This window comes from Allobosea sp. P4_H5 (assembly GCF_056400825.1).
In genome coordinates, this window is the sequence record NZ_JBFUKM010000003.1 from 189,033 (window position 1) to 201,536 (window position 12,504).

Consider the following 12,504-nt stretch of genomic DNA (forward strand, 5'->3'; position numbering starts at 1 on the left):
TGCCGGTGGCAAAGTAGTCGGTGCTCGGCACCGGCGCCAGATGCGCCCGCCTCGGTGGAATCAGGCAGCGATCTGCGGCGGGGAGGGCGGCATCTCGCGCAGGAAGCGGTAGCGGCCATGCTGCTTGATGGCGGCAAGATCGTGGGAGACGAGGCCTGCCGGCCGGATGATCTCGACACCGACATCATCGCCGGCGAAGTCCAGCACCGCAAAGCCGCAGCGCGCGTCGCCGCCCTGCCCGTGGCTGCCCGAGAAAGCGAGCGAGGGCACCCAGAGATGGCGCAGGCCGTCGATGCTCCGGTCGCGGTGCGCGTGCAGGTGGCCGCTGACGACCAGCCGGATATCGGCCTTGCAGAGACGCTGTATCAGCTCGCCACGCAGGGCTGGGCAGAGGCAGGCAGGGCTGGGCTCGGCCTCGTCCGGGCTCTCGACGAAGAGCGGCTTGTGCAGCACGAGCGCGACGCGGTCGCCCTTGCTTTCCGCAAGCATCGCGTCGAGCCAGTCGTTCTGCTCGGCTTCGCGGGCAAGCGCGGAGCCGAAGAGCTGTGCGTTGACGCCGAGCAGGGTCCAGCCGTCGAGCTGGAAGCGCCAGCGATCGGCGCCGATGGCGTTGTCCCAGCGGGCGAGGCGCGGCTCATCGACGATCTGGTTCGGGTCCTGACCCGGCGGCTCGTCGCCGATGTCGTGATTGCCGGGCAGTGGCAGCACGGTGCCGGGCAGCACGGCCAGCGCCCTGGCGGCGAATTCCATTTCGGCGTCGCTGTCGGGCCCGTCGATGCAGAGGTCGCCGTTGACGATGGTGCAGGCGGCCTCGATCCGACTCGCTGCGTCGCAGGCGAGCTGCCAGTTCGGCCAGAAGAAGCCGTGCGTCGGGGAGAGATGCGGATCGGAAAGGACGACGACGCGGGTCATGCGAAGCTCAGATTGAAGGGGCGGAAATCCATGTAGTAGAGCGGGTAGTGGTTCCACCTGACATCGCGGCGTTTCGCGAAGTATTCCCGCACCTGATAGAGCGTCAGCGCTGGTGCCTCCGCCTCGTATTCGTCCATCAGCGCCAGCCAGAGCCGCTTGCGTTCGGCCGGATCGGTCGCGAGCTTGAGCTCGTCGCTGATCGCGTTGAATTTCACCGGCTGCCAGAAGCCGCTCTTCTGGGTCGAATAGTCCTTGGACAAATTGACCATCAGCCCGCCGCCGAGGGGATCGGGAAAGCGGAACGAGACCGAGATCGGCCGTACGTCGGCGCCCGGGCGAATGACCTGGGCGACGTTCTCCACGGTTTCGAGGCGGCTCCTGACGCCGACCGCCTCCCACATCTGCTGGACCACCTGCACGGCGAGGTCCATCTGCAGGTAGTAGCCCGGCGCGATCCGGATCACGACCTCCTCGCCCTTGTAGCCGCCTTCTTTGAGGAGCTTGCGAGAGAGGTCGGGGTCATAGGCGTGGCCGCGGCGGCCGGCGTCGTAATAATCGCCGAAGGCCGGTGTCTGCAGCGCCGCCATGCGCTGGAAGTTCGGCCCCCAGAGCGACTTGCCGAGCGTTTCCATGTCGACGGCATGGTTGAGCCCGCGCCGGACGCGCGCATCCCTGACCATCGGGTTGCGCGTGTCGTAATAGAGGATATGGGCGAGATCGAGCACGACCTCGACGCCTTCCAGCGTCGGGCTGCCTCTGAAGGTCTCGGCCTGCTCGGGAAGCAGGTTGGTGACGAGGTCGAAATCGCCCGCGTGCAGGCCGGCGAGGCGTGTCGCGGCTTCGGGCACGGCGATCAGGATGATCTGGCGCGCGGCAGGGCGGCTCATCCAGTATTCGTCGTGGCTTTCGAGCACGAGGCGCTGGTTGCGCTGGAATGAGGCGATGCGGTAGGGGCCGCTGCCGACGGGCTTCTGGCGCATGCCGGCGAGGCCCTGCTCCTTGTAGAATTTCGCCGAATGGATCCAGCCGCCATAGGAGGCCAGGCGCTGCGGCATCGCCACGTCGGGCGTTGCAGTCCTGAATACGACAGTGTCGCGCCCTTCTGCCTCCACCGCGGTGAGGTGGCCGAAATTGACGCGGCCCTCATGGTGCTGGACTTCCTTGCCGTACATGCGTTCCGGCGAGAAGGTCGAGAGGACGTCCTCGGCCGAGAGCACGCTGCCGTCATGCATGCGTACGCCGTCGCGCAGCTTGGCCTCCCAGGTCAGCGGTTCGCGCTGCTGCAGCGAGGTCGCAAGATGCGGCAGCAAATGCTGGCCACCTTCGGCAGCCTCACGGTTGAAGTCGCGGCGCCAGAGCGTGTCGAAGACATTGCAGGTCGACCGCAACCCGACATTCGAGATCGCCTCGAACGGCTCCAGCGTCGGCGGCAGCGCCTGCACGGCGACGCGCAGAACCGGGCGCGCATCGGCCTGCGCCCGCACCAATCCGGGCAGGAAGGCGGGCGCGGCGAGACCGGCAGCGAGAAGGTTGCGGCGGGTGACCATGGCGGCTCCTTAGGGAGCCGCGACGCTGGTCGCCCGCGGTTACAGCGATGTGACGGTGGTCAATGAATTTCCGGCTCGGCTACCTTCGCGGTGCCGGCGAGATAGTCGAAATCGCAGCCCTTGTCGGCCTGCTGGATGTGTGCCGCCGACATCTTGCCCCAGCCGCGCGGGTAGTCGCGGTTCGGCGGCATCCAGCTCTTCAGGCGCTCGGCGATCTCGGCGTCTGACAGGTTCACCGAGATGCTGCGCGCCTCGACGTCGACTGTGATGATGTCGCCGGTCTTCACCGCCGCGAGCGGGCCCTTGATGTAGGCCTCGGGCGCAATATGGAGCACGCAGGCGCCATAGCTGGTGCCGGACATGCGGGCGTCGGAGAGCCTGAGCATGTCGCGCACGCCCTGCTTCAGCAGCTTCTTCGGGATCGGCAGCATGCCCCATTCCGGCATGCCGGGACCGCCCACGGGCCCACAATTCTTCAGCACCATGACGTGATCGGCGGTTACATCGAGAGTCTCGTCGTTCACCGCCTTCATCATCGCATCATAGTCCTCGAAGACGAGGGCCGGGCCGGAGTGCTTGAGCAGGCGAGGCTCGGCGGCCGAGGGCTTGATGACGCAGCCGCCGGGGGCGAGGTTGCCCTTCAGCACGGCAAGGCCGTTGGCGGTCGAGACCGGCTTGTCGAGCGGGCGGATGACGTTGTCGTCATAGACCTGGGCGAGCGCGATCGTCTCGGCGAGCGGCTTGCCGGTCACGGTCATCGCGCCGGTATGCAGCTTGCTCTCGAGCTGCTTCAGCAGGGCTGGGAGCCCGCCGGCATAGAAGAAATCCTCCATCAGGAAGTCGCCGGAGGGGCGCAGATTCGCGATCACCGGCACCTTGCGCGAGAAGGCGTCGAAATCGTCGGGAGTCAGTGGCACGCCGGCACGGCCGGCCATGGCGACGAGATGGATGATGGCGTTGGTTGAGCCGGCGACCGCCATGTGGACGGTCAGCGCGTTCTCGAAGCTCTCGCGGGTCAGGATGCGGTCGGGGGTCAGGTCCTCCCAGACCATCTCGACGATGCGCTTGCCGGCCGCGGCGGCCATGCGCGGATGGGCGGCGTCGGCGGCGGGGATGGCGGAGGCGCCGGGCAAGGTCAGGCCGAGCACCTCGGCATGACTCATCATGGTCGCGGCGGTGCCCATCACCATGCAGGTGCCGTGCGAGCGGGCGATGCCGCTCTCCATGTCGCGCCAGTCAGCGTCGGAGATGTTGCCGGCCTCCTTCTCGGCCCAGTACTTCCAGACGTCGGCGCCCGAGCCGAGGGTCTTGCCGGCCCAGTTGCCACGCAGCATCGGCCCGGCCGGCACAAAGATGAAGGGCAGGCCGGCGCTGCAGGCGCCCATGATCAGGGCCGGGGTCGACTTGTCGCAGCCGCCGAGCAGGACCGCGCCGTCAAGCGGATGGGACCTGATCGATTCCTCCGCCTCCATCGCCAGGAAGTTGCGATAGAGCATGGTCGTCGGCTTCTGGTATTGCTCCGAAGCCGACATCACCGGGATCTCGACCGGGAAGCCGCCGGCTGCCCAGACCGCGCGCTTCACCGCCTCGGCGCGGTCGCGCAGATGGGTATGGCAGGGGTTGATCTCGGACCAGGTGTTGAGGATGCCGATCACCGGCTTTCCCATGAACTCGTCATGGTTGAGGCCCATCTGCAGTGCCCGCGAGCGATGCCCGAAGGAGCGCAGGTCGCTGGCGCCGAACCAGCGCTTCGAGCGCAGCGTGTCGGGCGTCTTGCGGGGATGGGACATCGGCGTTTCCTCGAATTCTTGGTGTTCTAACTGGATAAGCGGGCCGGAGAAGCGTCATGGTCGGGCTTGACCCGACCATCTCGGAAACCAGCTAGCTGGTCCTGAGATTCTCGGGTCTGCGCTTCGCTTCGCCCGAGAATGACGCCCTTGGCCTTACTCCGCCGCTGCTCGCTGGCTGCCCCAGCTTCCGACGATCCCGCGCAGTTCGGTGCGCTCGCTCTCGTTCAGCTCCGGCAGGCCAGGCAAGCGGACCGGCCCGACATGGGTGCCGAGCAGGCCAAGCGCCTCCTTGACCACGGTGACGTTGGCGCCGTTGCCATACTTCGTCCGCAGCGTCTCGAAGCCGGCGATCTCGTCGACGAGGCGGCGGGCGCGGTCGTAGTCGTTGTTCTCCAGCGCCTGCCAGATTGCGAGCGAGCGCTCGGGCGCGACATTGACCAGGCCAGAGGTGAAGCCGCGGGCGCCTAGCGCATGGAAGGGCGCGGCCCAACCCTCGGCGAGACCGCAGATCCAGTTGGCGCTGGTTCCTTGCGTGGCACGGACGCATTCGGCCAGCAGCATCATGTTCGGCGATGCGAACTTGACGCCGGCGACATTGGGATGGGTCGCGACGTGGGCGAGGTCCTTCACGCCGATCGCATCCGAGCGGATATAGGCGACGAGCGGGATCGTCAGTGCCTCGGCGATGGCGAGGATGTAGTCGGCCTGGCTCTGCGGGGCGGCGAAGGGGTCGAGCGGGTGATGCACCATCACCGCGTCGCAGCCGGCCTTGGCGGCGAGCTTGCCGGTCGCGACGGCCTCCCGCAAAGACCTTCCGATGCCGGCGGTGACCAGCGCCTTGCCGGCAGCGGCTTCCGCGGCAACAGCGTGGCTGCGCACCACCTCGTCGGTGGTCATCGGGTAGAACTCGCCGGTGTTGCCGGCCGAGACGATGTTGTGGATGCCGGCCTCAGCGATGCGCGCGACGATCTGGCCGGTCAGCGCCCAATCGGCCTCGCCATCGCCTTTCCAGGCGGTGACGTGCACGCCGGAGATGCCGCGCAGGCCGCTGCGAACCCTGTCACTCATCGTAATCCAATCCTTCCGCGTCGGCGCCGAAGACCTGGCGCACATGGCTCTTGGCGGAGCGCACGATATGGCTGCGCATGCGCTGCTCGGCCCGTGCCGGCTCATGCGCGCGCAGCGCCTCGAAGATGCTGCGATGCTCCTCGAAGCCCCGGGCGCGCTCGCTGGGTTCGCCCAACAGGGCGATGCGCTGGGCATGGTCGTACATGCGCTGGCCGTCGAGCCGGCGCTCCAGATAGCTGCAGCCTGAGATGCGGTGGATCATGCCGTGATAGGCCTCGTTCAGATTGACGAGGTCTTCCAGGTCGCCGTGCGCGGTCGCATGCGCCATCTCGTCGATCAGGCGAGCCATCTCGGCGATCTCGCCGGCGTCGATCCGGTTGGCGGCGATATGCGTCATGACGCTTTCGAGCGCGGCGCGGCCGAGCGCCATCTCCAGCGCCTGGCGGGCGGAGAACTCGACGAAGACGCCGCGGCGGGCTTCCGTCCGCACCAGGCCCTCGCTCTCCAGCATGCGGATCGCGTCCTTCACCGGCGTCGTCGAGACGCCGAGCATGTCGGCGAGCTGGCGCTCGTTCAGCCGCTCGCCCTCGTGGAACTTTCCCGCGACGATCGCCCGGCGCAGGCGCTCGTGCACATGCTCGCGCAGCGAGCGCAGCAGATGCGGCGAGACGGGTTCGATGGCGAGCGCGTTTGACATCCCAGGTCCTCTGGCGGGGCATCGGCACGATTCGTCTCAGGCGCCGGCCTGTCGCCATTGCCTCATCAGACACCACAAAGCGCAAGCGACATCAAGTGTGAAATTTCAGATTTCAAATCTGGAATTGCGTGCTATGGAGTCAAGCAAGACGGCCGCAAGACGCCGGAACGGCAAGGCCGGATGGACAATGACGAGGGAGGATTGGATGACATCGATCACACGCCGCGGCCTGCTCGCCGGAGCCGGCGCCATGCTGGCCGCACCGGCTTTGACCCCTGCTTGGGCGCAGAGCGGCTATCCCGGAAGCAGGGTCGTCACCATCGTGGTGCCCTTCGCCGCAGGCGGAACGACCGACCTGCTCGGCCGCATCCTGGCTGACCGGCTTGGCGCGCGTCTCGGCGGCAAGTTCATCGTCGAGAACCGGCCGGGCGCGGGCGGCAATACCGGTGTGGCGGCAGTCGCGAAGGCCGAGCCGGACGGCTACATGCTGACCATGAGCACGGTCTCCAGCCATGCGATCAACCCGGCCGTCTATGCCAAGATGCCCTTTGACCATATCAAGGATTTCGCGCCGATCTCGCAGGTGGCGAGTGTGCCGAACATCCTGATGGTCAATCTCGATTTGCCGGCCAAGACCGTGCCGGAGCTGATCGAGTTGCTGAAGAAGAACCCCGGCAAGTACTCTTTCGGCTCCTCGGGCGCCGGCACCTCGACCCATATGGCGGCCGAACTGTTCAAGGTCTCGACCGGCACCGACATGGTCCATGTGCCTTACCGGTCGAGTGCGCAGGTGACGCAGGACCTGCTTTCCGGCCAGATCCAGCTCACCTTCGACAACATCACCATCGCCTGGCCGCATGTCGAAGCCGGCAAGATCCGTGCATTGGCGACGGCGACACCGAAGCGGCTCGCCGTCGCGCCCGACCTGCCGGCGTTGTCGGAGTTCATCCCGGGCTACGACGCCAGCTCCTGGCACGGCATCTTCGCGCCGTCGAAGGTGCCGCCCGAGATCGTCGCCAAGCTCTCCACCGAGACGCAGGCGATCATGCGCGAGCCTGCGGTGATCGAGCAGCTCAAGAAGCTCGGCGTCGACCCGGTTGGCTCGACCCAGGCCGAGTTCACCGCCCATATCGCCAGCGAGACCAAGCGGTGGGCGGAGGTTGCGCAGAAGGCGAATGTGAAGATCGAGTGAGCGAGGCTGGTCGGCGTCATGGTCGGGCTTGACCCGACCATCTCGGAAACCAGTGGCATCTGGTCATGAGATTCTCGGGTCAAGCCCGAGAATGACGGCCAGCACGGCGCCGGGACCATCACTGCAAGCGATAGATCAACAGGACAAAGCCGCATGACCGCACTGACCTCCGAAAACCGCGAGAAGCTGAAGCGCGTCTCGACCGCGACCCTGACTACGGCGCTGTTCAAGCGAGGCCTGCGCAACCAGTTCATCCAGGATGTGCGCCCGCTCTCAGCCAACGCGCCGCGCATGGTCGGCGAGGCCTTCACGCTGCGCTACATCCCGGCGCGCGAGGATCTCGACCATCTCGGCGTGTTCGAGGGCACGCAGCATCCGCAACGCGTCGCGGTCGAGACCTGCCCGGCGGGCCATGTCATGGTCATCGACAGCCGCAAAGATGCGCGCGCGGCTTCGGCCGGCTGCATTCTGGTGACGCGCCTGATGCAGCGCGGTGCCGCCGGCATCGTCACGGATGGCGGTTTCCGTGACAGCCCCGACATCGCCGCGCTCGGTTTTGCCGCCTATCACAGCCGGCCGAGCGCGCCGACCAACCTGATTCATCACCATGCGCTCGACATCAACGCGCCGATCGGCTGCGGCGACGTGCCGGTCTATCCCGGCGACATCATCGTTGGCGACGGCGAGGGCGTCTGCGTGATCCCGGCCCATCTCGCCAACGAGGTCGCGGCCGAGGCCTATGAGCAGACGGCCTATGAGGATTTCGTCGAGATGAAGGTGCGGGAAGGGCGCGGCATCTTCGGCCTCTACCCGGCAAATGCCGAGACCAAGGCCGAGTTCGCGAGATGGCGGCCGGACTGGAAGTGACCTGAGACCGCTCTCGTCGCCAAAGCGACGATGGAAAATCCGCCGGAGGGCGGTTGAAAACGGGCGCCGTCAGTGCGGCGCCCGAACGGATAACCATGACAATACGAGCACAGGGGGAAATGCCATGATCGACATGTTTCGCCGTCATTTGCTCAAGGGTGGACTCGCCGCCGCGGCCGGCTCGGCGCTGGCCACGCCCGCTTTGGCACAGGCCTTCCCGTTCAAGCCGAACCAACGCTATCCCGACCCGGCGGTCGAGATCCTCGATCCGAGCTTCGCCAAGTACCGGATCTATTCGAGTACGGTCGAGCAGCTCGGCACCGGCATGCGCTGGGCTGAGGGGCCGGTCTATTTCCCGGATGGGCGCTATCTCCTCGTCAGCGACATCCCGAACAACCGGATCATGAAATATGACGAGGTGAAGAACAGCTTCACCGTCTTCCGTGAGAACGCCAACTACGCCAACGGCAATGCCCGCGACCGGCAGGGACGGCTGATCACCTGCGAGCATTCGGTGACGCGGCGCATCACCAGGACCGAGAAGAACGGCCGGATCACGGTTCTCGCTGACAAGTTCGAGGGCAAGCGGCTCAACGCTCCGAATGATATTGTCGTCCGCTCGGACGACACGATCTGGTTCACCGACCCGCTCTTCGGCATCAATGGCGAATGGGAGGGCTCACGCGCCAAGCCGGAACAGGCGACGACGAACGTCTACCGGCTCGCTCCCGACGGCAAGCTGACTGCGGTGATCACCGATCTGGTCAACCCGAACGGGCTCGCCTTCTCGCCCGACGAGAAGAAGCTCTACGTCGTCGAATGGCGGGGCACGCCGAACCGCAGCATCTGGAGCTACGACGTTGACGCCGACGGCAGAGTCTCGAACAAGGTCAAGCTGGTCGACGCTGCCGATTTCGGCGCGCTCGACGGCTTCCGTGTCGACCGCGACGGCAACCTCTGGTGCGGCTATGGCAGCAATGGCGCGCTCAATGCCGAGCCGAGCGATGTCGGCGGGCGCAAAGTCTATGGCCTGCGCGGCAAGTCGGAGGACCTCGACGGGGTGATGGTGTTCAGCCCGGCCGGCAAGCCGCTCGCCTTCATCCGCCTGCCGGAGCGCTGCGCCAACCTCTGCTTCGGCGGGCCGAAGGGCAATCGGCTCTATATGGCAAGCTCGCACTCGCTCTACGCGCTCTATGTCGAGGCGCACGGCGCCGTGTGACGCCTCGACGCGCTTCAGGCCGCCAGCAACTCCCGCACCATTGGGATGACCTCGCGGCCGTAGAGCTCGATGCAGCGCAGCAGCTTGTCCTGCGACAGGGGGCCTGCGCTGATCTTGAGCTGGAAGCGCTGGAGGCCGAGCGCCTTCACCGTCGCCGCGATCTTGCGGGCGACGGTTTGCGGCGAGCCCAGATAGAGCGCTCCCCCCGAAACCTCGCGCTCGAACTCTTCGCGCGACAGCGGACCCCAGCCGCGCTCGGCGCCGATGCGGTCGCGCATCGCCTTGAAGGCGGGGAAGAATTCCTCGGCTGCCTGCTCGTCGCTCGCCGCGACATAGCCGGGCGAATGCACGCCGATCGGGCGCTCGGCATGGCCAAGGCGCCCCATCGCGTCGCGGTAGAGTTGGGCGTAAGGCGCGAAGCGCTGGGCCGGGCCGCCGATGATGGCGAGCATCATTGGCAGGTCGTAGCGCGCCGCCCGCACCACCGATTCCGGACTGCCGCCGACACCGATCCAGGTCGTCAGCTCACCCTTTTCCAATGGCGGGAAGACCTGCTGGTCACGCAGCGGCGGACGAAGGCTGCCTTCCCAGGTGATGTTCTTCTTGCGGATCAACTCGACGAAGAGGTCGAGCTTTTCTTCGAACAGCACTTCGTATTGGCTGAGGTCGAAGCCCAAGAGCGGAAAAGATTCGGTGAAGGAGCCGCGGCCGAGGATGACCTCGGCGCGGCCGTTCGAGAGCGCATCGACCGTGGAGAAGCGCTGGAAGACGCGGATCGGATCGTCCGAGCTCAGCACGGTGACGGCCGAGCCGAGGCGGATGCGGCTGGTGCGGGTCGCGATGCCGGCGAGCACGGTCTCTGGGGAGGAGACTGCGAAATCGCCGCGGTGATGCTCGCCGATGCCGAAGAAGTCGATGCCGATCTCGTCGGCGAGCACCGCCTGCTCGATGAGGTCGCGGATCACCTGCGCATGCGGGAGCAGGACCCCGTCCGGGCCGGCGGTGACGTCGCCGAAGGTGTCGAGGCCGAGCTGGAGGGAGGCGGGCATGGTCGGGTCCGAAGCTGGTGCAGCACGCCGTTTTGCCGGCGCCCGCGCCATCTGGCGCTGGCATCGCCGCCGTTCAAGATGCGCCGGCGCCGAGGGGTCTATGCGAATTCGCCGAAATCGGTACCATGAGGAACAATAATATCCGCCTCACCCCCCATTTGGGTGTGGCGGGGCGCTGACGATTGCTGTTGCTTCGGCAAGCTCCGGAAAACGGATTCGCGCGCAGTCGCAAAGGGGGGAGAGGTTGATGGACGGCGAAGCTGTGGCCGAGAGCGATCGCTCGATCGTCGGCAATCCGATGCTGCTGCCGTTCTATGATCTGTCCTTCGAGGAAATCGAGCTGCTGTGCCGGGTGACGGCGGTGTGGCGAGAGGGCAGCGCGGAGGCCGTCGACGGCGCCTGGTTCGCGAGTTTCATGAGCGCACGGAAGGAGCCGACCCGATAGGCGAGGCGATTCTAGTAGCGCTCGCCATGGTCGCCATTGCGGTGGGCGCATGGTGGGCGACGACCCGGTGGCGGCTTTAGACGCGGCCGTCGCTCGACCATATCCGGCGAAGCCGCTTTGCCGGATATGTCGCAGCTTTTTGTTTTGCGCAGTTCCGGACGCGAAACCGCTGCGCACTTTCGCTGGAACGGCTTTGGACGATCACGCCGCTGGCTCGAGCCTGGCCCGGCCGAGGACCATGACACGGTCGATCTGGAAGCCGCAGCGCTGCAGGGCGTCGTGATCTTGCGGCCAGGCGGCCGAGCGCTCCAGCGAGATCGCGATACGCGGCAGGTCGAGCTGCGCGGCGAGTTGATTGGCGAAGCGCAGCAATGCATCGACGAGGCAGGTTCCGGGCAGCCGCATCATCGCGATCTCGGAGATCTCCAGCGTCGTGCCGCCCGTGATCGTCCGCGCGATGCGAAAGCCGAACAGGGCATGCGGCATGCCGCGCGCGTCGCGCAGGGCGAAGACGCCTGATGGCTGCGCCCCGTCCTGCGAATGGTCGCGCACAAAGGCGGCCCAACCATCCGGCGTGAGCTCGGGATGCAGCAGGGTGACGAGCCCGTAGACCGTGTCGGCGCTGCCCGGCAGGATGCGCGCGACTTCGAAGATGTCATCGCCCATCACGTGCGGCTCTCCCGAATTTCCAGGCAGCAACCTCGTGTCGTCGGGCCTATTGCCGCATTGATCTGGATCAAATCCGCAGCCTTTCGGCACGGCGCACGCTTTGTCAGCCTGCAGGCATGGGGTAGGGTCCAGACATGAATAGGAAGGTCCGATTGTGAACTGTCAGCCCTCGGTGTGTAGCGCCGCCGCCCACGGCGAGAGCGGATGCCGCAACTGCATGGTCCGTCTGGTCAGCGTCTGCGCCTCTCTGACAGATGACGAGCTCGCTTTGCTGGAGCAGCTGGCGATGCCGACGCATTTTGCCTCCGGCGACACGCTGTTCTCGCAAGGGGCCGAGGCGCACTGTGTCTACAACGTCACGGGCGGCGTGATCCGGCTCTACAAGCTTTTGTCCGACGGCCGCCGCCAGGTCGTCGGCTTCGCGTTGCCAGGCGATTTCCTCGGGCTCGCCATGCGCGATGCCTATGGTTTTTCGGCCGATGCGATCGGCGACGTCGCGGTCTGCGCCTTCTCGCGCTCCGCTTATACGGCGCTGGTCGACGCCAAGCCGCATTTGCTCAAGCGCCTGCACGAGTTCGCGACGCATGAGCTGACGCTCGCCCATGAGCAGATGATGCTGCTCGGCCGCCGCACCGCCGAGGAGAAGCTGATCTGCTTCCTGCTCGGCATGCAGCAGCGCTGGGCCCGGCTCGGCAAGCCCTCGGTGACGGTGCCGCTGCCGATGACGCGGCAGGACATCGCCGATTTCCTCGGCCTGACGATCGAGACGGTCAGCCGCACCTTCACCCGCCTCGCCAAGGAGAAGACGATCCTGATCGTGCCCGGCGGCGTGCGCGTGATGAACCCCGAACGGATGCACGCCGTCGCGGCGTGAGCTGCGCCTTCGCGTCGCAGCCCGCCCTGTCCTGCTCTTGACCTGGATCAAAGCCCCCCGCCCAGCCGGCCGCTAAGCCTCCCGCTGAGGGCGCATCCCAGCGCCTGCGACGAAGCGGGAGTCAGCGGTGACGGCGACGACGAGCCCTGTCCGGGCAATGACGGTCGGCGAGATG

General features: G+C 66.5%; 12 protein-coding genes. 5 read left to right on the forward strand and 7 right to left on the reverse strand.

Annotated elements, in window-relative coordinates; translation table 11 throughout:
- Positions 1 to 60 precede the first annotated feature (60 nt).
- The 5 genes from AC1DS0_RS07415 to AC1DS0_RS07435 form a co-directional block, all read right to left on the reverse strand.
- On the reverse strand, positions 61 to 912 hold the full coding sequence (locus AC1DS0_RS07415) for a metallophosphoesterase family protein (protein WP_476813733.1): 852 nt from the start codon (positions 910 to 912) through the stop codon (positions 61 to 63).
- Positions 909 to 2,459: an ABC transporter substrate-binding protein gene (locus AC1DS0_RS07420; protein WP_476813734.1), complete on the reverse strand. Its 1,551-nt coding sequence runs from the start codon at positions 2,457 to 2,459 to the stop codon at positions 909 to 911. Before AC1DS0_RS07420 ends, AC1DS0_RS07415 begins: the two co-directional genes overlap by 4 nt.
- A 59-nt stretch (positions 2,460 to 2,518) precedes the next feature.
- Entirely contained in the window at positions 2,519 to 4,249 is a 1,731-nt protein-coding gene (gene araD, locus AC1DS0_RS07425) for an L-arabinonate dehydratase (protein WP_476813735.1), read from the reverse strand.
- A gap of 153 nt (positions 4,250 to 4,402) precedes the next feature.
- Positions 4,403 to 5,317, reverse strand: coding sequence for a dihydrodipicolinate synthase family protein (locus AC1DS0_RS07430; RefSeq protein ID WP_476813736.1), 915 nt, complete (start codon positions 5,315 to 5,317; stop codon positions 4,403 to 4,405).
- The gene (locus tag AC1DS0_RS07435) at positions 5,310 to 6,014 is read right to left on the reverse strand and encodes a GntR family transcriptional regulator (protein WP_476813737.1); all 705 of its coding nucleotides are present in this window, start codon (positions 6,012 to 6,014) and stop codon (positions 5,310 to 5,312) included. Before AC1DS0_RS07435 ends, AC1DS0_RS07430 begins: the two co-directional genes overlap by 8 nt.
- Before the next feature lie 205 nt (positions 6,015 to 6,219).
- On the opposite strand from AC1DS0_RS07435, the gene AC1DS0_RS07440 reads away from it, so the two are divergent.
- The 3 genes from AC1DS0_RS07440 to AC1DS0_RS07450 all read left to right on the forward strand — a co-directional run bounded on the left by AC1DS0_RS07440 (position 6,220) and on the right by AC1DS0_RS07450 (position 9,292).
- Positions 6,220 to 7,206, forward strand: coding sequence for a Bug family tripartite tricarboxylate transporter substrate binding protein (locus AC1DS0_RS07440; RefSeq protein ID WP_476813738.1), 987 nt, complete (start codon positions 6,220 to 6,222; stop codon positions 7,204 to 7,206).
- 153 nt (positions 7,207 to 7,359) lie between these two features.
- Positions 7,360 to 8,073: a ribonuclease activity regulator RraA gene (locus AC1DS0_RS07445; protein WP_476813739.1), complete on the forward strand. Its 714-nt coding sequence runs from the start codon at positions 7,360 to 7,362 to the stop codon at positions 8,071 to 8,073.
- A 133-nt stretch (positions 8,074 to 8,206) separates the two neighbouring features.
- Positions 8,207 to 9,292, forward strand: a complete 1,086-nt coding sequence (locus AC1DS0_RS07450) for an SMP-30/gluconolactonase/LRE family protein (protein ID WP_476814019.1) — start codon at positions 8,207 to 8,209, stop codon at positions 9,290 to 9,292.
- 14 nt (positions 9,293 to 9,306) lie between these two features.
- Here AC1DS0_RS07450 and AC1DS0_RS07455 read toward each other — a convergent pair whose 3' ends face one another.
- A complete protein-coding gene (locus AC1DS0_RS07455) occupies positions 9,307 to 10,341 on the reverse strand; it encodes an LLM class flavin-dependent oxidoreductase (protein WP_476813740.1) in 1,035 nt (344 codons plus the stop codon).
- A gap of 247 nt (positions 10,342 to 10,588) precedes the next feature.
- On the opposite strand from AC1DS0_RS07455, the gene AC1DS0_RS07460 reads away from it, so the two are divergent.
- The gene (locus AC1DS0_RS07460; protein WP_476813741.1) at positions 10,589 to 10,786 is read left to right on the forward strand and encodes a hypothetical protein; all 198 of its coding nucleotides are present in this window, start codon (positions 10,589 to 10,591) and stop codon (positions 10,784 to 10,786) included.
- A gap of 201 nt (positions 10,787 to 10,987) precedes the next feature.
- On the opposite strand, the gene AC1DS0_RS07465 is transcribed toward AC1DS0_RS07460, so the two are convergent.
- A complete protein-coding gene (locus tag AC1DS0_RS07465) occupies positions 10,988 to 11,452 on the reverse strand; it encodes a hypothetical protein (protein ID WP_476813742.1) in 465 nt (154 codons plus the stop codon).
- A gap of 220 nt (positions 11,453 to 11,672) precedes the next feature.
- Here AC1DS0_RS07465 and AC1DS0_RS07470 point away from each other — a divergent pair, with 220 nt between their 5' ends.
- Positions 11,673 to 12,329: a helix-turn-helix domain-containing protein gene (locus tag AC1DS0_RS07470; protein ID WP_476813743.1), complete on the forward strand. Its 657-nt coding sequence runs from the start codon at positions 11,673 to 11,675 to the stop codon at positions 12,327 to 12,329.
- The last annotated feature ends 175 nt before the right edge of the window (positions 12,330 to 12,504 follow it).

Excerpts from the sequence above, each read along its gene's own strand:
- AC1DS0_RS07415 (WP_476813733.1), bottom strand. The coding sequence starts at position 912 with ATGACCCGCGTCGTCGTCCTTTCCGATCCGCATCTCTCCCCGACGCAC.
- AC1DS0_RS07445 (WP_476813739.1), top strand. The coding sequence starts at position 7,360 with ATGACCGCACTGACCTCCGAAAACCGCGAGAAGCTGAAGCGCGTCTCG.
- AC1DS0_RS07465 (WP_476813742.1), bottom strand. The coding sequence starts at position 11,452 with ATGGGCGATGACATCTTCGAAGTCGCGCGCATCCTGCCGGGCAGCGCC.
- AC1DS0_RS07455 (WP_476813740.1), bottom strand. The coding sequence starts at position 10,341 with ATGCCCGCCTCCCTCCAGCTCGGCCTCGACACCTTCGGCGACGTCACC.
- AC1DS0_RS07450 (WP_476814019.1), top strand. The coding sequence starts at position 8,207 with ATGTTTCGCCGTCATTTGCTCAAGGGTGGACTCGCCGCCGCGGCCGGC.
- AC1DS0_RS07435 (WP_476813737.1), bottom strand. The coding sequence starts at position 6,014 with ATGTCAAACGCGCTCGCCATCGAACCCGTCTCGCCGCATCTGCTGCGC.
- AC1DS0_RS07460 (WP_476813741.1), top strand. The coding sequence starts at position 10,589 with ATGGACGGCGAAGCTGTGGCCGAGAGCGATCGCTCGATCGTCGGCAAT.
- AC1DS0_RS07470 (WP_476813743.1), top strand. The coding sequence starts at position 11,673 with ATGGTCCGTCTGGTCAGCGTCTGCGCCTCTCTGACAGATGACGAGCTC.
- AC1DS0_RS07420 (WP_476813734.1), bottom strand. The coding sequence starts at position 2,459 with ATGGTCACCCGCCGCAACCTTCTCGCTGCCGGTCTCGCCGCGCCCGCC.
- AC1DS0_RS07440 (WP_476813738.1), top strand. The coding sequence starts at position 6,220 with ATGACATCGATCACACGCCGCGGCCTGCTCGCCGGAGCCGGCGCCATG.
- AC1DS0_RS07430 (WP_476813736.1), bottom strand. The coding sequence starts at position 5,317 with ATGAGTGACAGGGTTCGCAGCGGCCTGCGCGGCATCTCCGGCGTGCAC.
- araD (WP_476813735.1), bottom strand. The coding sequence starts at position 4,249 with ATGTCCCATCCCCGCAAGACGCCCGACACGCTGCGCTCGAAGCGCTGG.